Source organism: Nocardioides exalbidus, assembly GCF_900105585.1.
GTDB lineage: Bacteria > Actinomycetota > Actinomycetes > Propionibacteriales > Nocardioidaceae > Nocardioides > Nocardioides exalbidus.
The window spans coordinates 4,228,969-4,246,183 of record NZ_FNRT01000002.1 but is presented as its reverse complement, the minus strand read 5'-3'; the positions used below and the strand labels follow the sequence as shown (position 1 = coordinate 4,246,183).

Annotated in this window: 14 protein-coding genes; 11 read left to right on the top strand and 3 right to left on the bottom strand. The window is 72.5% G+C overall.

What is annotated here, in order from left to right; all coding sequences use genetic code 11:
* Positions 1–63 precede the first annotated feature (63 nt).
* Complete coding sequence (locus BLV76_RS20620; RefSeq protein WP_090971708.1) at positions 64–510, top strand: DUF3040 domain-containing protein; 447 nt, start codon at positions 64–66, stop codon at positions 508–510.
* A 248-nt stretch (positions 511–758) separates the two neighbouring features.
* Here the strand turns inward: BLV76_RS20620 and BLV76_RS20615 are convergent, their stop codons facing one another.
* The 3 genes from BLV76_RS20615 to BLV76_RS20605 are packed head-to-tail and all read right to left on the bottom strand — an operon-like array spanning position 759 to position 5,419.
* Positions 759–3,131, bottom strand: coding sequence for a transglutaminase TgpA family protein (locus BLV76_RS20615; RefSeq protein ID WP_139306649.1), 2,373 nt, complete (start codon positions 3,129–3,131; stop codon positions 759–761).
* Positions 3,128–4,396 (bottom strand): DUF58 domain-containing protein, encoded by a 1,269-nt coding sequence (locus tag BLV76_RS20610; protein ID WP_090971704.1) that lies wholly within the window; start codon positions 4,394–4,396, stop codon positions 3,128–3,130. The genes BLV76_RS20615 and BLV76_RS20610 overlap by 4 nt, the downstream gene beginning before the upstream one ends.
* Before the next feature lie 9 nt (positions 4,397–4,405).
* Positions 4,406–5,419 carry an AAA family ATPase gene (locus BLV76_RS20605; RefSeq protein WP_175539772.1) on the bottom strand — a complete coding sequence of 338 codons (1,014 nt, stop codon included), beginning with the start codon at positions 5,417–5,419 and terminating at the stop codon, positions 4,406–4,408.
* A gap of 535 nt (positions 5,420–5,954) precedes the next feature.
* Here BLV76_RS20605 and mraZ point away from each other — a divergent pair.
* The 10 genes from mraZ (at position 5,955) to ftsW (ending at position 17,203) form a co-directional block, all read left to right on the top strand.
* Positions 5,955–6,383, top strand: a complete 429-nt coding sequence (gene mraZ / locus BLV76_RS20600; RefSeq protein ID WP_090971700.1) for a division/cell wall cluster transcriptional repressor MraZ — start codon at positions 5,955–5,957, stop codon at positions 6,381–6,383.
* A gap of 277 nt (positions 6,384–6,660) precedes the next feature.
* The gene (locus tag BLV76_RS22725) at positions 6,661–6,822 is read left to right on the top strand and encodes a hypothetical protein (protein ID WP_165355172.1); all 162 of its coding nucleotides are present in this window, start codon (positions 6,661–6,663) and stop codon (positions 6,820–6,822) included.
* A gap of 2 nt (positions 6,823–6,824) precedes the next feature.
* A complete protein-coding gene (rsmH, locus tag BLV76_RS20595) occupies positions 6,825–7,814 on the top strand; it encodes a 16S rRNA (cytosine(1402)-N(4))-methyltransferase RsmH (protein ID WP_090971698.1) in 990 nt (329 codons plus the stop codon).
* Positions 7,811–8,416, top strand: coding sequence for a cell division protein FtsL (gene ftsL / locus BLV76_RS20590; RefSeq protein WP_090971696.1), 606 nt, complete (start codon positions 7,811–7,813; stop codon positions 8,414–8,416). Before rsmH ends, ftsL begins: the two co-directional genes overlap by 4 nt.
* A gap of 98 nt (positions 8,417–8,514) precedes the next feature.
* On the top strand, positions 8,515–10,281 hold the full coding sequence (locus tag BLV76_RS20585) for a peptidoglycan D,D-transpeptidase FtsI family protein (protein ID WP_245734806.1): 1,767 nt from the start codon (positions 8,515–8,517) through the stop codon (positions 10,279–10,281).
* A gap of 17 nt (positions 10,282–10,298) precedes the next feature.
* Positions 10,299–11,825, top strand: coding sequence for a UDP-N-acetylmuramoyl-L-alanyl-D-glutamate--2,6-diaminopimelate ligase (locus tag BLV76_RS20580; RefSeq protein WP_175539771.1), 1,527 nt, complete (start codon positions 10,299–10,301; stop codon positions 11,823–11,825).
* Positions 11,826–11,830: 5 nt separating this feature from the next.
* Complete coding sequence (locus BLV76_RS20575; protein ID WP_245734965.1) at positions 11,831–13,234, top strand: UDP-N-acetylmuramoyl-tripeptide--D-alanyl-D-alanine ligase; 1,404 nt, start codon at positions 11,831–11,833, stop codon at positions 13,232–13,234.
* On the top strand, positions 13,231–14,343 hold the full coding sequence (gene mraY / locus BLV76_RS20570; RefSeq protein ID WP_090971688.1) for a phospho-N-acetylmuramoyl-pentapeptide-transferase: 1,113 nt from the start codon (positions 13,231–13,233) through the stop codon (positions 14,341–14,343). The genes BLV76_RS20575 and mraY overlap by 4 nt, the downstream gene beginning before the upstream one ends.
* 70 nt (positions 14,344–14,413) lie before the next feature.
* Positions 14,414–15,877, top strand: coding sequence for a UDP-N-acetylmuramoyl-L-alanine--D-glutamate ligase (gene murD / locus BLV76_RS20565; protein WP_090971686.1), 1,464 nt, complete (start codon positions 14,414–14,416; stop codon positions 15,875–15,877).
* A 36-nt stretch (positions 15,878–15,913) separates the two neighbouring features.
* Positions 15,914–17,203: a putative lipid II flippase FtsW gene (gene ftsW / locus BLV76_RS20560; protein ID WP_090971684.1), complete on the top strand. Its 1,290-nt coding sequence runs from the start codon at positions 15,914–15,916 to the stop codon at positions 17,201–17,203.
* The last annotated feature ends 12 nt before the right edge of the window (positions 17,204–17,215 follow it).

Genomic DNA, 17,215 nt, shown 5'->3' with positions numbered 1-17,215 from the left:
GAGGACGCCTACCGTACGCACGACAGCGTGCCTAGACTTGCCCGAGAGAGGTGAGGAGGAACGATGGAGCTCTCCGAGGAAGAACTGCGACTGCTCGAGCAGATGGAGCGCGCTCTCGTCGAGGAGGACCCGAAGCTGGCCTCCACGCTGCGCGGCACGTCGTTCCAGCGAGCCGCCCGTCGCCGCGTCGTCCTCGGTGCCGCCATCCTCCTCGTCGGCATCGGCCTGCTGATCGTCGCCGTCCTCATCGACGTCAGCACGATCCTCCAGACCGTCGTCGGCGTCCTCGGCTTCGTGGTGATGCTGGGCGGTGCCGTCCTGGCCCTCACCTCGGCCCGCCACCCCGGTCACGCCAGCCCGACGGTCCGCGCCTCCGGCAAGTCCGGTCTTGGCGTCGTCGACGGTGGCCGCCAGCACCGCCCCGGCCGGATGTCGCGCCAGCGCTCGGGCAGCCCCTTCATGGAGCGCATGGAGGAGCGGTGGCGCCGCCGCCGCGAGCGCGGCCTCTGAACCGCTCATCCCCACTCCTCCACCCCACCTCGTCCGAGGCCTTCACGTCATCGTGGAGGCCTCGTTCCGTCTGGTGGCTCGCCGAGTCGGCAGGAACTGGTCGCCACCACCGCTGAGTCGGCAGGAAGTTCGCGCCAAGTCGACGGGGGACTACGTCAGCTCGCGCCGACCCGGCGGGCGCCGACGTCAGTTCGCGCCGAGTCGGCGGGGGACTGCGTCAGCTTTCGCCGACTCGGGGCGGGGACGGATCAGCCGACGAGCTCGTCGACCGTCCGGCTGGTCTCGTGGTCGGAGGTCTCGGTCTGGCTCGACCGGGAGCGGGGACGCCAGGACGTACGCCGTCCCGCGACGGAGGCCGGCCACCAGGCGGCACGCCGTGCCTCGCGCGGCGTGACACCCGCGGCGAGGGACTCCTCGACGAGGGCGAGGTCGGCGGTGAACCGCTCGGCGGTGAAGGTCTCGGGGTCACGGGAGTAGCGGCTGCGCTCCAGCGCCTGGACGAGCCGGTCGAGGGCGGCAGCTGCCTCGGGCGCCTGGTCGCGCCCGCGACGCGGACGGTCGGGGCGCTCGCCCCCGGCGGCCGGCGTGGCGAGCAACCGCCCGAGCCAGTCACCGGCCCGGCGCGGTGAGCGGCCGGCGGGCCAGGCGTGCCCGAGGTCCCGGGCGACGTCGCGCAGCTCGGCCCACAGGTCCTCGATGTCGCCGCCGAGGCGACGGCGGCGCCGCGCACCGCGCACGAGTCGAGGCGTCATCAGCAGCAGCGCCAGCACGAGCAGTCCGAGCAGGCCGGTGAGCACCGGGACCCACGGGATCGAGCTCGTGTCGTCGGTGGTCGTGTCGGCCGCGGGGTCCGCGGTCTCCCCGCGGTCGGGCAGCAGCTCGGTGGAGCGGCTGGCGCTGGGCGAGGGCTCCTCGGTGACCGGCGCGAACTCGGCAGCGGTGTAGTCGGGCACCCCGGACGCGCGGGCTGCGGGGGTCGGCTCGAAGCGGACCCAGCCGGAGCCGGGGAAGTAGAGCTCGGGCCAGGCGTGGAGGTCGTGCGCGGAGAAGACCCACGACCCGTTGGTCGACTTCTCGGGCTCGAGGAAACCGACCGCGACGCGGCTCGGGATGCCGATGACGCGCGCCATGATCGCGAACGACGCGGCGAACTGCTCGCAGTAGCCCACGCGGTCGTTGAGGAAGGCGAGCAGGTCGGCGCCGCCGTTGCCGGCCGACTCGACCTGGTTGAGGTCGTAGCGGAAGCCGCCGTCCTGGCGGAACCACTGCTGGAGGAGCTGCGCCTTCTGGAACCGGGTCGGCGCGTCGGCGGTGACGCTGGCCGCGAGTCGGCGGATCTCGTTGTTGAGGCTGGGCGGCACCTCGCTGAAGATGCCCGCCACGGAGCCGGCGCCCGACACGGCGCTGTTCATCGCGTCGGCGTTGTAGGTCAGCTCGGCGCCGGTGAAGTCGTAGGTGCGGTCGGCGGTGGTGACGTCGTCGTCGGCGCCGATGAAGTCGCGCGTGTTCACGTCGTAGCGCCAGTCGGTGCCCGCCGAGATCCGGGTGACCTGCTCGGTCGTCGGCAGCCAGGTCGAGGCGAAGTCGGACCCGACGCGCACGTCGTACTGGAACTCCTTGCGCGGCACGTCCGGCGCCACGCCGTCGAGGGCGGGCATCGGTCCGGTGGCGGTCTGCGTCTCGGGGATCTCGCGGTCGCCGGGCGTCCACGACGACCCGTTGAAGCGGGAGAGCACCGAGATCCGGAAGTACGACGGCTTGGGGCCGGGCGTGGTGACCCACAGCAGCGGGACGTCCTGGCCGCGCTGGAGGTCGCGGCGCAGGTCGATCATCGGGTCCTTGACCTCGACCTCGCGGGTGCCGGGACCGTTGCCGTCGAAGACGCTCATGCTCATCGTCGGGACCGCGACGGGCACGACGACGGCGAGGGCGATCGCACCGGCGCCGAGCGCGAGGGCGGTGTTGCCGATCGCGCCGGTCCGGACAGAGAAGGAGCCCCTCTCGCCGTCGGGCGCGCGACCCCAGCTCGTGACGTGGTCGCTGTGCTGGAGGAAGACGGTGGCGAGGAAGAGGCCGGCGATGACCACGAAGAGCCACCACGAGACCGCCTCGCCGGTCACCGCGACCGGGAGGGTGTACGCCGCCAGCAGCGCAAGACCGGCCACGGGTGCGCGGCGCAGGGTGCAGGTGAGGACGTCGACGAGCCAGATCACGAGCGCGCCGCCGACGAGCAGCAGCGGGTGGACCGGTGGGACGCCTGCCTGCACCGGAGCGGCGTAGTTGCGCGAGGTCTCGAGCGCGTCCTGCACCGCGAGGACGAAGGCGTCGATCGTGCCGGGCGTCGGGACCGGCGAGCCGGTCACCGTGCCGAGCACGAGCAGGGCGCCGACGACGAGCTGACCGGCGACGATCGCGACGGCGGGCAGCCGGCTCCACCGGGCGACGGCGCCACCACCGGCGAGCACGACGCCGATGAAGAGGAGCGGGATGCCGACCTCGGCGAAGCCCTCGGTGAGCACCCGCCACGACAGGACGGTGGTCCAGGCGGCGAGCATCGCGATGCCGGCCACCCGCAGCTGGTGGGGGAGCGAGCTCCAGGAGGACGCCAGCGACGACTTCATCGTGCCGCCCCCGCCGACGCCGTCGCCCGGCTCGCCATCATCCCGAGCTCCTGCCACGCCGTGTCGAGGCGGTCGCGCGGACCGAGGGTGACCGAGCGCCAGCCACTCGAGGTCAGGTGCGTCGCGGCGCCGCGACCGGGCTGCACCGGCAGGTGCGGCGCCCACGCGTCGACGTCGAGCGCGATCGCCAGGCTCGACGAGGCGTGGTGCTGGAGCCGGCGCAGGAACGGCAGGTCGGTGTCGGCGAGCGAGCCGAACACCCCGATCGTGAGGCCGCCGTGCCCCGGCTCGGCCAGCCACTGGGTGTCGGGCGCAGGGGAGTGGTCGAGCTGGACGATCGCCAGCGCCTCGAGCAGCGGGACGGTGCTCGCCTCGGCGGTCTGCGAGTGCCACTGCGTCTCGCGGCTGTCGCCGGAGGCGGTGACGAGGCGGACGGTGTAGCCGTGGTGGGCGAGGTGCACCGCGATCGAGGCGGCCGCCGACACCGCTCCCTCGAGCGAGCTCGCCGCGCCCTGCCCCCGGTGGGAGGTGCCGCGGTTGTCGAGGAACACGGTCGCGCGTGACTGCCACGGCTGCTCCTCGCGGCGCACCATCAGCTCGCCGAGGCGCGCCGAGCTCCGCCAGTGGACCCGCCGCAGGTCGTCGCCGCGGCGGTACTCGCGCACGGTGACGTCCTCGGCGCTGCCGGTCGCGAAGGCGCGCGGCCGGTTGTCGCCCGAGCCGGTCCAGGCGCCGCCGAGCGGGATGCTCGGCAGCGAGATCGTGCGCGGGGTGACCGTCAGCCGTGAGGTCGCGTGGAACGTGCGGCCGAGCTCGACGAGGCCGAAGGGGTCGGTGACGCGCACCGACATCGGCCCGATGTCGAACTGTCCGCGCAGCTCCGAGCGCACCTGGTAGGTCGCGTGCCGGCGCCATCCGTGGCCGAGGCCCTCGAGCACGAAGCGCGGCCGGGTGCCGAGCACGTAGGGCAGGCGCTCCTCCAGCAGCAGCACGCCGGTCGGCGTGCGCGACTCGTTAAATACCGACAGCTCGACGGTCGACGGCTGTCCGGCGACGACGAGCTGCGGTGACACCGTGCGCACCAGGGCGAGGCGGTAGCGCGCGCGCCCCACCCACCAGGCGGTCAGCAGCGGCAGCACGGCGACCAGCACCCCGATGCGGACGACGGAGGAGTGGCCGACCACGATCGCGGCGACCACCGTCGTGATGCCGGCAGCCAGGAAGGCCCGCCCGCGGGTGGTCAGGGACGCGAGCGCCTCACGCACGTCGGGTCCTCACCCACGGCTGCTGGAGTCGGAACCCGACGGGACCGGCACCGACTCGACGAGGGCGGACAGGATCGAGCCGGTGGTGCGCCCGCTCATCGTCGCCTCGACGTTGGGGAGCAGGCGGTGCGCGAGCACCGGGAGCGCGATCCCGTGGATGTCGTCGGGCAGGACGTAGTCACGGCCCTGGGTGGCGGCGACGGCCTTCGCGGCGCGGACCAGGTGGAGGGTCGCGCGCGGCGACGCGCCGAGGTGGAGGTCGGCGCTCGTGCGGGTCGCGGTGGTCAGCGCGACGGCGTACCGGTGGACCGCCGACGACACGTGCACGCGGCCGACGATCTCGATGACCTTGCGGATCTCGCCGGCGTCGGTGACGGGCTCGAGGTCGTCGAGCGGGTTGTGCGCGGTGTGGCCCTCGAGCATCGCGATCTCGGCGGACTCGACCGGGTAGCCGACGGAGACGCGCGCCATGAAGCGGTCGCGCTGCGCCTCGGGCAGGGCGTAGGTGCCCTCCATCTCGATCGGGTTCTGCGTCGCGATGACCATGAACGGCTTCTCGAGCATGTAGGTCGCGTTGTCGACGGTGACCTGGCGCTCCTCCATGCACTCGAGCAGGGCGGACTGGGTCTTGGGCGAGGCACGGTTGATCTCGTCGCCGACCACGATGTTGGCGAAGACGCCGCCCGGGCGGAACTCGAACTCCCGGGTGTCCTGGTTGAAGATCGACACGCCGGTGACGTCGCTCGGCAGCAGGTCGGGCGTGAACTGGATGCGCCGCACCGACGAGTCGATGCTGCGGGCCAGCGCCTTGCTCAGCTGGGTCTTGCCGACGCCCGGGACGTCCTCGATGAGCAGGTGGCCCTCGGCGAGCAGCACGACGAGTGCGGCGTTGACCACGTCGGGCTTCCCGGCGATCACCCGCTCGATGTTGTGGCGGACCGCTCCGGTGACCCGGTGCACGGTGTCCAGGTCGGGCGCCTGTCCGGCCACACCGCTGATTGGCCCAGTCGTCACGTCTCGCATCCCCTCGTCGAACGGCTGTCGTCCCAGCCTGGCGCTCGCCACCACGTTATGTGGTCCGCGCAACATACCCGGCTCCGAAGTCCGGACCGAGAGCTCGATCGCGACCGTTACCGGACCGTTCTGAGCGGCCTTTGCACCCGGGACTCCCGCTTGTCGGCCCAGATCTCGGCCGACAAGCGGGGCGGTCACCGGATATCCGGTGACCGCCCTCCGCAACGAGCCCACCCCTCTCCCACCCCATTCCCCACCTCTTCCCCCACTTCGCTCCACCACCGCACGCCGTTTTCCCCCACCGGCGCTCCCCGGAGGCCTCGAGACGGGGCTCCTGAGCGTGGATCGGGCCGGTTCCACGCTCAGCGGCCGGCCGGGGCGGACCAGCCCAGGGAGGACGGCGTACGCCCGAGGTCGGCGCGAAACGGCCGAAATTCAGGCGTGAGACACGCGGAATCTGGTTGACGGTGGAGCAATGTGGAGTACTGTGGGGCGAAGTGGGGGACAGGGTCGAACTTTCCCGCCGAGCAAGGGGAGGTGCCGCATGTTCTTCGGCACCTACACGCCCAAGCTCGACGAGAAGGGACGCCTCTTCCTCCCCGCCAAGTTCAGGGACGAGCTGACGGAGGGACTCGTGGTGACCAGGGGGCAGGAGCGCTGCCTCACCGTCTGGTCGCTGGAGGACTTCGGGAGGCTCACCGACCGGCTCCGCGAGGCGCCGGTCACGCAGAAGGGCACCCGCGACTACGTCCGCATGCTGTTCGCCGCCGCCAGCCAGGAGGTGCCGGACAAGCAGGGACGGATCAACATCCCGGCACCACTGCGGGAGTACGCGTCGCTCCGCAAGGAGTGCGTGGTCATCGGGTCGATGAACCGGATCGAGATCTGGGACCCCACGGCGTGGGCGACCTACTCGGAGGAGCAGGAGCAGAAGTTCTCCGAGCTCAGCGACGAGGTCTTCCCGGGGATCTGACCCCGAGCAGCACCACCAGAACCACCACCACCAGAACCGGCACCACAACTCCACACCTGACATCGGACCCGCATCACCAGGTCTCGAGCCCGCTCCCTCGCGTGGCCATCTGGGGCACTTCCCCGGCACCAGAGGGCCTTCCCATCGCAACGGGGAGCGGGCAGGGACCTGGTGCGGCGGCTCACCCCGGGCCCACGAGAGCACGGGGGGCGTCAGTCGCACCGCCAGCCAGACCAACCAGCCAGCACGTCGAACAGCTTCCAGTGGGGTCGAGACCATGAGCACCAGCCAGCCCTTGGCACGCACCGCAGCGGCACCGCCGCTCCGGGTGCGCGACCAGGCGCGCGAGGCGCTCACGCTGGTCGTCTTCTCCGCCGCCACCGCCTCGGCGCTGGCCCTGGGCCTGCTCGTGCTGACGCACCTGGGCCGCCAGGGCTGAGCATGGTGACTCCCAGCCACGCCCCGGTGCTCCTGGACCGGGTCGTCGCCCTGCTGGCGCCTGCCCTCGAGGCACCCGGCTCGGTCTACGTCGACTGCACGCTCGGCCTCGGCGGCCACAGCGAGGCGGTGCTCGAGCGGATCCCCGGGGCACGCGTGATCGGCATCGACCGCGACCCGACCGCCCTGCAGATGTCGCGCGAGCGGCTCGCCGCCCACGGCGGCCGGTTCACCGCCGTCCACGCGGTCTACGACGAGGTCCCCGAGGTCATCGGCAGCCTCGGGCTCGACCACGTCGACGCGATCTTCTTCGACCTCGGCGTCTCCTCGATGCAGCTCGACGTGCGCGAGCGCGGCTTCGCCTACTCCGAGGACGCGCCCCTCGACATGCGGATGGACCCGACCACGGGCCAGACCGCGGCCGAGCTCCTCAACACCGCGTCGGCGCAGGACCTCACCCGGATCCTGCGCGACTTCGGCGAGGAGAAGTTCGCCAGCAAGATCGCCCGCGAGGTCGTACGACGTCGCGAGTCGACGCCGTTCACCACCAGCGCCGGCCTGGTCGAGCTGCTCTACGCCACCATCCCGGCGCCGGCCCGGCGCACGGGCGGCCACCCCGCCAAGCGCACGTTCCAGGCGCTCCGGATGGCCGTCAACGACGAGCTCGACGTGCTCCGCCGCGCGATCCCCGCGGCCATCGACGCGATCGGCGTCGGCGGCCGGGTGGTCGTCGAGTCCTACCACTCGCTCGAGGACCGCCTCGTCAAGCGCGCCTTCACCGAGGCCACGAAGCTCGACGTCCCGCCCGACCTGCCGTTCGTGCCCGAGGGCGCCGAGCCGGCCCTGCGCCTGGTCACCCGCGGCGCCGAGCAGGCCGACGAGCAGGAGATCGCCGAGAACCCCCGGGCGGCATCCGTCCGGCTGCGCGCCGTCGAGCGCGTGCGCCCCGCATCACCGTCCACGTCCCGCCTTCCCCAGGGAGCCACCCGATGAGCAGTCCCGCTCTCCAGCCCAGGACCCGGGTCACCCGGATCGCCCAGGAGGCCGTCGACAAGGCACGCCTCTCCGTCGTCCCCCGGGTGCGCACGCGCGCGCCGCGGGTGCCGTTCGTGACCCTGGTCAGCCTGGTGCTGGTGGGCGGCATCGTCGGCCTGCTCCTGTTCAACACCTCCATGCAGCAGGCCTCCTTCGCCGCGTCGTCCCTGGAGAGCGAGGCGAACACCCTCGCCGCCCGCGAGCAGACGCTGCGCATGGAGCTCGACCAGCTCCGCGACCCGCAGCGGGTCGCGGAGGCGGCCCAGCAGATGGGCATGGTCATCCCGCCGGCGCCGGTGTTCCTCGACCTCGAGACGGGCCGGACCAGCGGCGTCCGCACCCCCGCCACCCGGGAGAACGCGATCCGCCTCCAGGGCCCGGACCCGGTCAAGCCCAAGATCCTGCAGCCCGACCCGACGGTCGTGGTGGTCCCGCCCACGACCGACACCACCACCGACGCGACCACCGACACCACGACCGACCAGTCGGCGACGGCCGGCGCCGGGACGGGCAAGCAGAAGAACACCGACAGGCCGGGCAGGAAGAACCGCAACCGGTGACGGCGCGGTCGCGCGGATCCGCGGCCCCGCCCACCTAGATTCAGCGACAGGCGACCGCCGGGGACCGGCCCGGGCGGTGCCGGGAAATGAGGAGACCAGTGCCGAGCACCCGCACGAGGCCGAGCGCCTCCCGCGGCGCCCCGATGCTGCGCCTGCGCGTCGGGTTCGTCCTCATCGCGATCGTCCTCTCCTTCTTCGGCGCTCGGCTCGTGCAGCTCCAGGGCGTCGACCCGCGCTCGTACGCCGCCATGGCCGCCGCCGAGGGGTCGGCGCGCGTGACGCTGCCGGCCGAGCGCGGCGACATCCTCGACCGCAACGGCATCCCGCTCGCCGACTCGATCAAGGGCAAGATGGTCGTCGCCGACCCGACCCTGACCGCGGACGACGCACCCGCGATCGCGCGGCTGCTGTCCGACAGCCTCTCCATCGACTACTTCAAGACGCTCGCCGCGCTCAAGGGCCGCAAGGATGGCAGCAAGTTCGAGTACGTCGCGCGCCGCGTCCCGAGCACCCTCGCGAGCGACACGCTCGCCGAGCTCGAGCAGGCGGGCTACGAGGGCATCTCCCTCGAGGACGACCCGATCCGCGACTACCCCGCCGGCGACGTGGCGGCCAACCTCCTCGGCTACATGGGCACCGACGAGCCGCTCGGTGGCTTCGAGCGCACCTTCGACAAGCAGCTCGCCGGCGTCGACGGCGAGGCGACGTGGCAGTCGAACTCGCGCAAAGGCGTCCGCATCCCGTTGCGCGACAGCACCCTCAAGGCCGCCCAGGACGGCACGTCGCTGACGACCACCATCGACCGCGACCTCCAGTGGTTCGTGCAGAAGGTGCTCGCACAGTCGATCGAGCAGTACCAGGCCGAGAGCGGGGCCGCCGTCGTGCTCGACACGCGCACGGGCGAGACCCTGGCCCTCGCCGACTACCCGACCTTCGACGCCAACAAGCCGGGGGAGGCGAAGGAGGAGGACCTCGGCTCCCGCGCACTGAGCCTCGCCTACGAGCCGGGCTCGGTGGAGAAGGTGCTCACCGCCTCCTCGCTCATCGACGCCGGCAAGGCCTTCCCGCGCCAGAAGTTCAAGGTGCCCGGGAGCCTGGCCCGCCAGGACCGCGTGATCGGCGACTGGTTCGACCACGGCGACATCCGCCTGACGCTGGCCGGCATCATCGCCAAGTCGTCCAACATCGGCACGGTCCTCGCCGCCGACGCGTTCACCCCGGTGCAGCTCGTCGACTACCTGCAGAGGTTCGGGCTCGGCCAGCGCACCAACGTGGGTGTCCGCGGCGAGACGGCCGGCCTGCTCACCGCGGGCGAGGCGATGACCTCCCAGACCAAGGACCGCGTCGCCTTCGGGCAGTCGCTCTCGGTCAACGTCCTGCAGATGGCCGCCGCGGTCAACACCGTGGCCAACGGCGGGATCCGGGTCTCGCCGAGCCTGATCTCCGGCTCCGCGGTCACCGACGACGGCGTCACCGTCGGCACCGACACCTCCACCCGCACCCGGGTGATCAGCAAGAAGGCGGCGAAGGACACCGCGAAGATGATGGAGAAGGTGGTCGACCCCGAGGACGGCGTCGCACCCGGCGCGCAGGTGCCGGGCTACCTCGTCGCCGGCAAGACCGGCACCGCCCAGCGCGTGGTCGACGGCGTCTACGACGGCAGCACCTCGGTGTCCTTCGGCGGCTTCGCGCCGGCCGACAACCCGCGCTTCACCGTCTACGTCGTGATCCACGCACCCAAGGTCGAGGGCGGCGGTGGCTCGATCACCGGCCCGGTCTTCTCGCGGATCATGGGCTACGTCCTCGGCCGCTACGGCGTCGCGCCGACCAACGGCAAGCCGTCGCGTCTCCCCGTCGAGTGGTGAGTCGATACCCTCGGTCGGTGGATCAGGCAGTGAGCGCGACCCGGCCGCAGCAGGCCCCGTCGACCCCCGCCGCCGACCTGGCAGCGTGGTTGTCGGCACGCACGGACGTGACCGTGCACGGTGACCTCGCCGTCGCCGTCTCGGGGATCTCGCTGAGCACCGCGCGGATCCTCCCCGGTGACCTGTACGCCGCCCTGCCGGGCGCGCGCGCCCACGGTGCGGACTTCGCCGGGCAGGCGCTCGACGCGGGCGCGGTGGCGGTGCTGACCGACGCGGCCGGGCTCGACCGGCTGCCGGCCGGCGCGCCCGCGATCGTCGTACCGGAGCCGCGCCGCGTCCTGGGTGGCCTCGCCGCCCACCTCTACGGCGATCCTGCGAGCGACCTGCGCGTCATCGGCGTCACCGGCACCCAGGGCAAGACCACCACGACGCGGATCCTCGAGCAGGGGCTGACCGCGTCGGGGGTGACGTCGGCGGTGATCGGCACCGTCGGCACGCGCATCGCCGGCGAGGACGTGAAGACGCAGCTCACCACCCCGGAGGCGCCCGACCTCCACGGCCTGTTCGCGGTGATGCGCGAGCGCGGCGTCGACACCTGCGCGATGGAGGTCTCCAGCCACGCGCTGGTCCTCGGCCGGGTGGACGGGGTGGTCTTCGACGTCGCGACGTTCCTCAACCTCGGGCGCGACCACCTCGACTTCCACGAGACCGTCGAGGACTACTTCGCCGCGAAAGCCAGCCTCTTCACGCCCGAGCGTGCACGGGTGGGGCTCACCAACCTCGACGACGAGCTCGGCCGCCGCCTCCTCGACGTCGCCACGATCCCGATGTCGACGTTCTCCAGCGCCGGTGCCGATGCCGACTGGCGTGCGAGCGACGTCGTGCTCACGCCGTCCGGAGCGACCTTCACGGTCACCGGGCCCGGTGTCACGGTCGCGGCCGCGGTGAACCTGCCGGGGGAGTTCAACGTCTCCAACGCGCTCGCCGCCATCGCGTCGGCCGCGCTCGCCGGGCTCGACCCCCAGCAGGTCGCCGACGGCATCGCCCGCGTCGGCGGCGTACCGGGTCGCCTCGAGCAGGTCGACTGCGGCCAGGACTTCTCGGTCGTCGTCGACTACGCCCACAAGCCCGACGCGCTGGAGGCGGTCCTCACGACGCTGCGCCCGCTCACCGACGGCCGGGTCCTCGTCGTCGTGGGCGCCGGTGGGGACCGCGACACGCTCAAGCGTCCGGTCATGGGCGAGATCGCGGCCAGGCTGGCCGACGTCGTGGTGGTCACCGACGACAACCCCCGCACCGAGGACCCCTCGTCGATCCGCGCGGCGGTGATGGAGGGCACGACCGGCGGCACCGCGGAGGTGGTGGAGGTCGGCGACCGGCGGCTCGCGATCCGTGAGGCCGTACGACGCGCGCGCACCGGCGACGTCGTGCTGGTCGCCGGCAAGGGCCACGAGACCGGCCAGACCGTCGGCGACGTGGTGCACCCCTTCGACGACCGCGCGGTCGCCGCGGAGGAGATCCGGGCTGCCGGAGGTGCCGGGTGATCGAGATGACCCTGGCCGAGGTCGCCGACGTCGTCGGGGGTGTGGCCCACGGCGACGCGACCGTCACCGGCGGCGCGTTCCTCGACACCCGCACGCCCGAGGCGGGCGGGTTGTTCGTGGCGATCGCCGGCGAGCGCGTCGACGGCCACGACTTCGTCGCGGCCGCGGGGCAGGCCGGCGCCGTCGCGGTGCTCGGCAGCCGCCCGACGGAGCTGCCCACGGTCGTCGTCGACGACGTGACCGCCGCGCTCGGCCGGCTCGCGCGCCACGTGGTCGACCGGCTCCCCGACGTCACCGTCCTGGCGATGACGGGCTCGCAGGGCAAGACCGGCACCAAGGACTACCTCGCCCACGTGCTGTCCGAGGCCGGCCCGACGGTCGCGACCCGCGGCAACTTCAACAACGAGCTGGGTGTGCCGCTGACGGTCCTGCGCGCCACGCCCGAGACCCGCTACCTCGTCGTCGAGATGGGCGCGCGCGGCGTCGGCCACATCGCCGAGCTGTGCGCGATCGCGCCGCCCCACGTCGCGGCCGTGCTCAACGTCGGCACCGCCCACATCGGCGAGTTCGGGAGCCGCGAGGCGATCGCGCTCGCGAAGGGCGAGATCGTCGAGGCGCTCCCCGCCGACGGCACCGCGGTGCTCAACGCCGACGACGACCTGGTCGCCGCCATGGCGCCCCGCACCCGGGCGGCGGTGAGCACCTTCGGCAGCGCACGCCCCGCCGGGGCCGCCGACGTGTCCGTCAGCGAGATCACGACCGACGAGATCGGCCGCCAGTCCTTCGAGATGTCCCACCGCGGCTCCGGCGCGACGGTCCACCTGGCCCAGATCGGTGCCTTCCAGTGGCGCAACGCCGCGGCCGCCGCGGCGATGGCGCTCGCGGCCGGGCTCGACCTCGACGCGGTCGCCGACGCGCTGGGCGACGTCACGCCCGCCAGCCGCTGGCGGATGGAGGTCACCGAGCGCCCCGACGGCGTGGTGGTCATCAACGACGCCTACAACGCCAACCCCGAGTCGATGCGCGCCGCCCTCGAGACCCTCGGAGGCATCGGCGCGCGCAGCGGCCGGCGCACCATCGCGGTGCTCGGCGAGATGCGCGAGCTCGGCGACGGATCGGCCGAGGCGCACCACGGCGTGGGGGCCTACGCCGCCCGGGTCGGGGTCGACGTGCTCGTCAGCGTCGCCGCCGGAGGGATCGCCGACGGGTTCGCGAGCGTCGAAGGGACGTCCGGCAGCGGGGGAGTGACCATCCCCACGGCGGGGCGTGCCGAAGCCGTCGACTGGCTGCGGCAGAATGTCTCGGCTGCTGATGTCGTCCTCGTGAAGGCGTCACGGGGGGCCGCACTGGAACTGATCGCCGACGACCTCCTCACCGGGGCCGGCACCGAAGGGAGCACCGCCAGATGAGAGCCATCCTGTTCGGAGGAGGACTCTCCCTGCTGATCTCGCTGCTCGGCACGCGCTACGCGATCCGCTTCTTCACGCGCCAGGGGTTCGGGCAGCCGATCCGCGACGACGGCCCCACCTCGCACCACGTGAAGCGCGGCACCCCGACCATGGGCGGCGCTGTCATCATCATCGCGACCGTGGTCGGCTACTTCGCCGCCAAGCTGATCACCGGCCAGGCGCCGACCGCGTCCGCGCTGCTCCTGCTGTTCCTGCTCGTGGGGATCGGCGCCGTCGGCTTCCTCGACGACTTCCTCAAGGTCAGCCGCCAGCACAACCTCGGCCTGCGCAGCCGCGCCAAGATGATCGGGCAGACGGTGGTCGGCCTGGTCTTCGGCATCCTCGCCCTGTCGCCGGTCCTCGAGGACGAGCGCGGCTGGCGCCCGGCGTCCAACCACATCTCCTTCATCCGCGACCACCAGGGCTTCGCGCTCCCGATGGTGCTGGCCATCCTGCTGATCTGGCTGATCGTCACCGGCGCGAGCAACGCGGTGAACCTCGCCGACGGCCTCGACGGGCTCGCCGCGGGCTGCTCGATCCTCGTCTTCGCCGCCTACACGCTGGTCAACATCTGGCAGAACAGCCAGTCCTGCGCCCTCGAGGCCGGACCCAAGTGCTACGAGGTGCGCGACCCGCTCGACCTCGCGGTCGTGGCCGCCGCCATCACCGGCGCCTGCTTCGGCTTCCTGTGGTGGAACGCCTCGCCCGCCCAGATCTACATGGGCGACACCGGCTCCCTCGCGCTCGGCGCGGCGATGGCCGGCTTCGCGATCATGACCCGCACCGAGCTCCTCCTGGTCATCATCGGCGGGCTCTTCGTCGCCATCACCGTCTCGGTGATCATCCAGGTGTCGGTCTTCAAGATCAGCCGTGCCAGCGGGCTGTTCCGGGCGATCTTCAAGGTCCAGCCCGGCCACCGCGTCTTCCGGATGACCCCGCTGCACCACCACTTCGAGATGCTCGGCTGGGAGCAGGTCACCATCGTGATCCGCTTCTGGATCATCACCGGCCTCGCGGTCGCGACGGGGATCGGCATCTTCTACGCCGAGTGGGTCGCCGGCGTCGGATGAAGCACCCCGTGACGTTCTCCGCCTCCTCCGCTCCGCTCCTCCGGCGAACAACGCCCCGGGGACCCCGCGGATGAGCAACCACATCGACACCCTCGACCGCACCAGCGACTGGTCCGGCGTCCGCGTCGTCGTCGCCGGGTTCGGCGTCTCCGGCTTCGCCGCCGCCGACAACCTGCTGTTCCTCGGCGCGCAGGTCACCGCGCTCGACGAGACCACGAGCGAGGAGAAGGCCGAGAAGGCCCAGCTCCTCGAGACGCTCGGCGCCACGATCCGGCTCGAGCCGGGTGCGACCGCGGTCCTGCCCGACGACGTCGACCTGGTGGTCACCTCTCCCGGGTGGAGGCCGTCCGCCCCGCTCCTCGCCCAGGCCGTCGAGCGCGGCATCCCGGTGTGGGGTGAGGTCGAGCTCGCGTGGCGCCTGCGCGACCCGGACGCCGCCGCCCCCTGGCTGGCGGTCACCGGCACCAACGGCAAGACCACGACCGTCCAGATGCTCGAGTCGATCCTGCGCGCGGCGGGCCTGCGCGCGGTCGCGGTCGGCAACGTCGGCCTGCCGATCGTCGAGGCCGTGATGGACCCCGAGCCCTACGACGTGCTGGCCGTCGAGCTCTCCAGCTTCCAGCTTCACTACACGCACTCCATGTCGGCGGAGTCGGCCGTCGTGCTCAACGTCGCCGAGGACCACCTCGACTGGTACGACGGCCCCGACGGCATGCGCGACTACGCCGCCGACAAGGCCCGGATCTACGAGCGCGTCCAGCGCGCCTGCGTCTACAACCTCGCCGACCCTGCCACCCGGGAGATGGTCCGCGAGGCCGACGTGGTGGAGGGTGCGCGCGCCGTCGGCTTCACCCTCGGTACGCCGTCCTCCGGAGACGTCGGGCTGGTCGAGGACCTGCTGGTCGACCGCGCGTTCATCGAGGAGCGGGCCTCCAGCGCCGCCGAGCTCTGCACGCTGGCCGACCTGGCGTCGCCGGCCCCGCACTTCGTCGCCAACGCCCTGGCCGCCGCGGCCCTCGCCCGTGCCCACGGCGTCAGCCAGCAGGCCGTACGCGACGGACTGCGCGCCTTCCGGCCCGACGGGCACCGCATCGCCCACGTCGCCGAGGCCGACGGGGTGACCTGGATCGACGACTCCAAGGCCACCAACCCGCACGCCGCACAGTCCTCGCTGGCCGCCTTCGAGCCGGTCGTCTGGGTCGCCGGCGGGCTGGCCAAGGGTGCCCGGTTCGACGACCTGGTCGTCGCCGTCCGCGACCGGCTGCGAGGCGTCGTGCTCCTGGGCCGCGACCGGCAGGTCGTCGCGGACGCACTTTCGCGACACGCGCCCGATGTGCCGGTCATCGATGTGGGCGACGACGAGACTGGTGACCCCATGGGGCGTGTCGTCGACGCGGCTGCCGGGCTCGCGAGGTCCGGGGACACCGTGCTGCTGGCGCCGGGATGCGCGTCCATGGACATGTTCACCAACTACGGCGCGCGCGGCGACGCGTTCGCCGCGGCCGTCCACCGCAGGATCGCCGACCACACCTGACCCGCACCTGACCCGCAGCCGACCGGAGGGGGACCGATGACCACCGTGACCCCCGACGACACGCAGGTCGTGCCGGGCACCGTCGTCGCCACCACGCCGGCGGTCGAGGTCAAGGCGCGCGCTCCGCTCGGCTCCGGGATCGTCGCCGGCTGGCGGTCGGTCCGCGAGGCGCTCGACAAGCCGCTGGCGTCCTACTACCTCCTGCTCGGCGCGTCCGCGCTGCTGCTCACCATCGGGCTGATCATGGTGCTGAGCGCGTCGAGCGTGCGGTCCTTCACGAGCACCGGCGACTCCTACGCAGTCGTGAAGCGCCAGCTGCTGTGGGTCGCGATCGGCCTGCCGTGCGCGTGGGTCGCCTCGCGGCTGCCGATCAAGCACATCCGGCGCCTGGCCTACCCCGGCTTCCTCTTCGCGCTCGTCCTGCTCGCGCTCGTCGCGCGCTTCGGCGTGCTGATCAACGGCAACAAGAACTGGCTGGCCATCGGCCCGTTCACCATGCAGCCCGCCGAGGTCGCCAAGCTGGCGATCGTGCTGTGGGCGGCCAACATCTACGCCCACAAGGAGCGTCGCCTGCGCGAGCTCCACCACCTGCTGGTGCCGGTCGTGCCGGGCCTCTTCGCCGTCATCGGCCTGGTGCTGGTCGGCCGCGACCTCGGCACCGCGCTGGTCCTCGTCGCGATCCTGCTCGGCATGCTGTGGGTCGTCGGCGCGCCGCTGCGGCTCTTCGCGCTGAGCATGTCGGTCCTCGGCGCCGGGGCGCTGGCCCTCGCCGCGACCAACCCCGAGCGGCTCAAGCGCATCACCAACTTCACCGACCCGTTCAAGGACTTCACCGATGCCGGCTGGCAGCCCGCCCACGGGCTCTACGCGCTCTCGAGCGGTGGCTGGTTCGGCCAGGGCATCGGTGCCTCCACCCAGAAGTGGGGCGACCTGCCCGAGGCACACACCGACTTCATCTTCGCCGTGCTGGGCGAGGAGCTCGGCCTGGTCGGCACGCTCCTGGTGATCGGCCTCTTCTTCACCATCGCCTACGCCGCGATCCGCGTCGCGCTCAGCACCGAGGACCCCTTCGTCCGCTACGCCACCTTCGGCATCGTGGTGTGGATCCTGGGCCAGATGATCATCAACGTGGGCATGGTGCTCGCGGTCCTGCCCGTCATCGGCATCCCGCTGCCGATCGTGTCCTACGGCGGCTCCGCGCTGCTGCCCTCGTTGGTGGCGCTCGGCCTCGTGATCGGCTTCGCCCGGCGCGAGCCCGAGGCGGCTGCTGCCCTGGCGGCGCGCCGGCGCAACCGTTCCGCCGGGCTGTCCGCCTCCACCCGATAGCCCACTCGATAG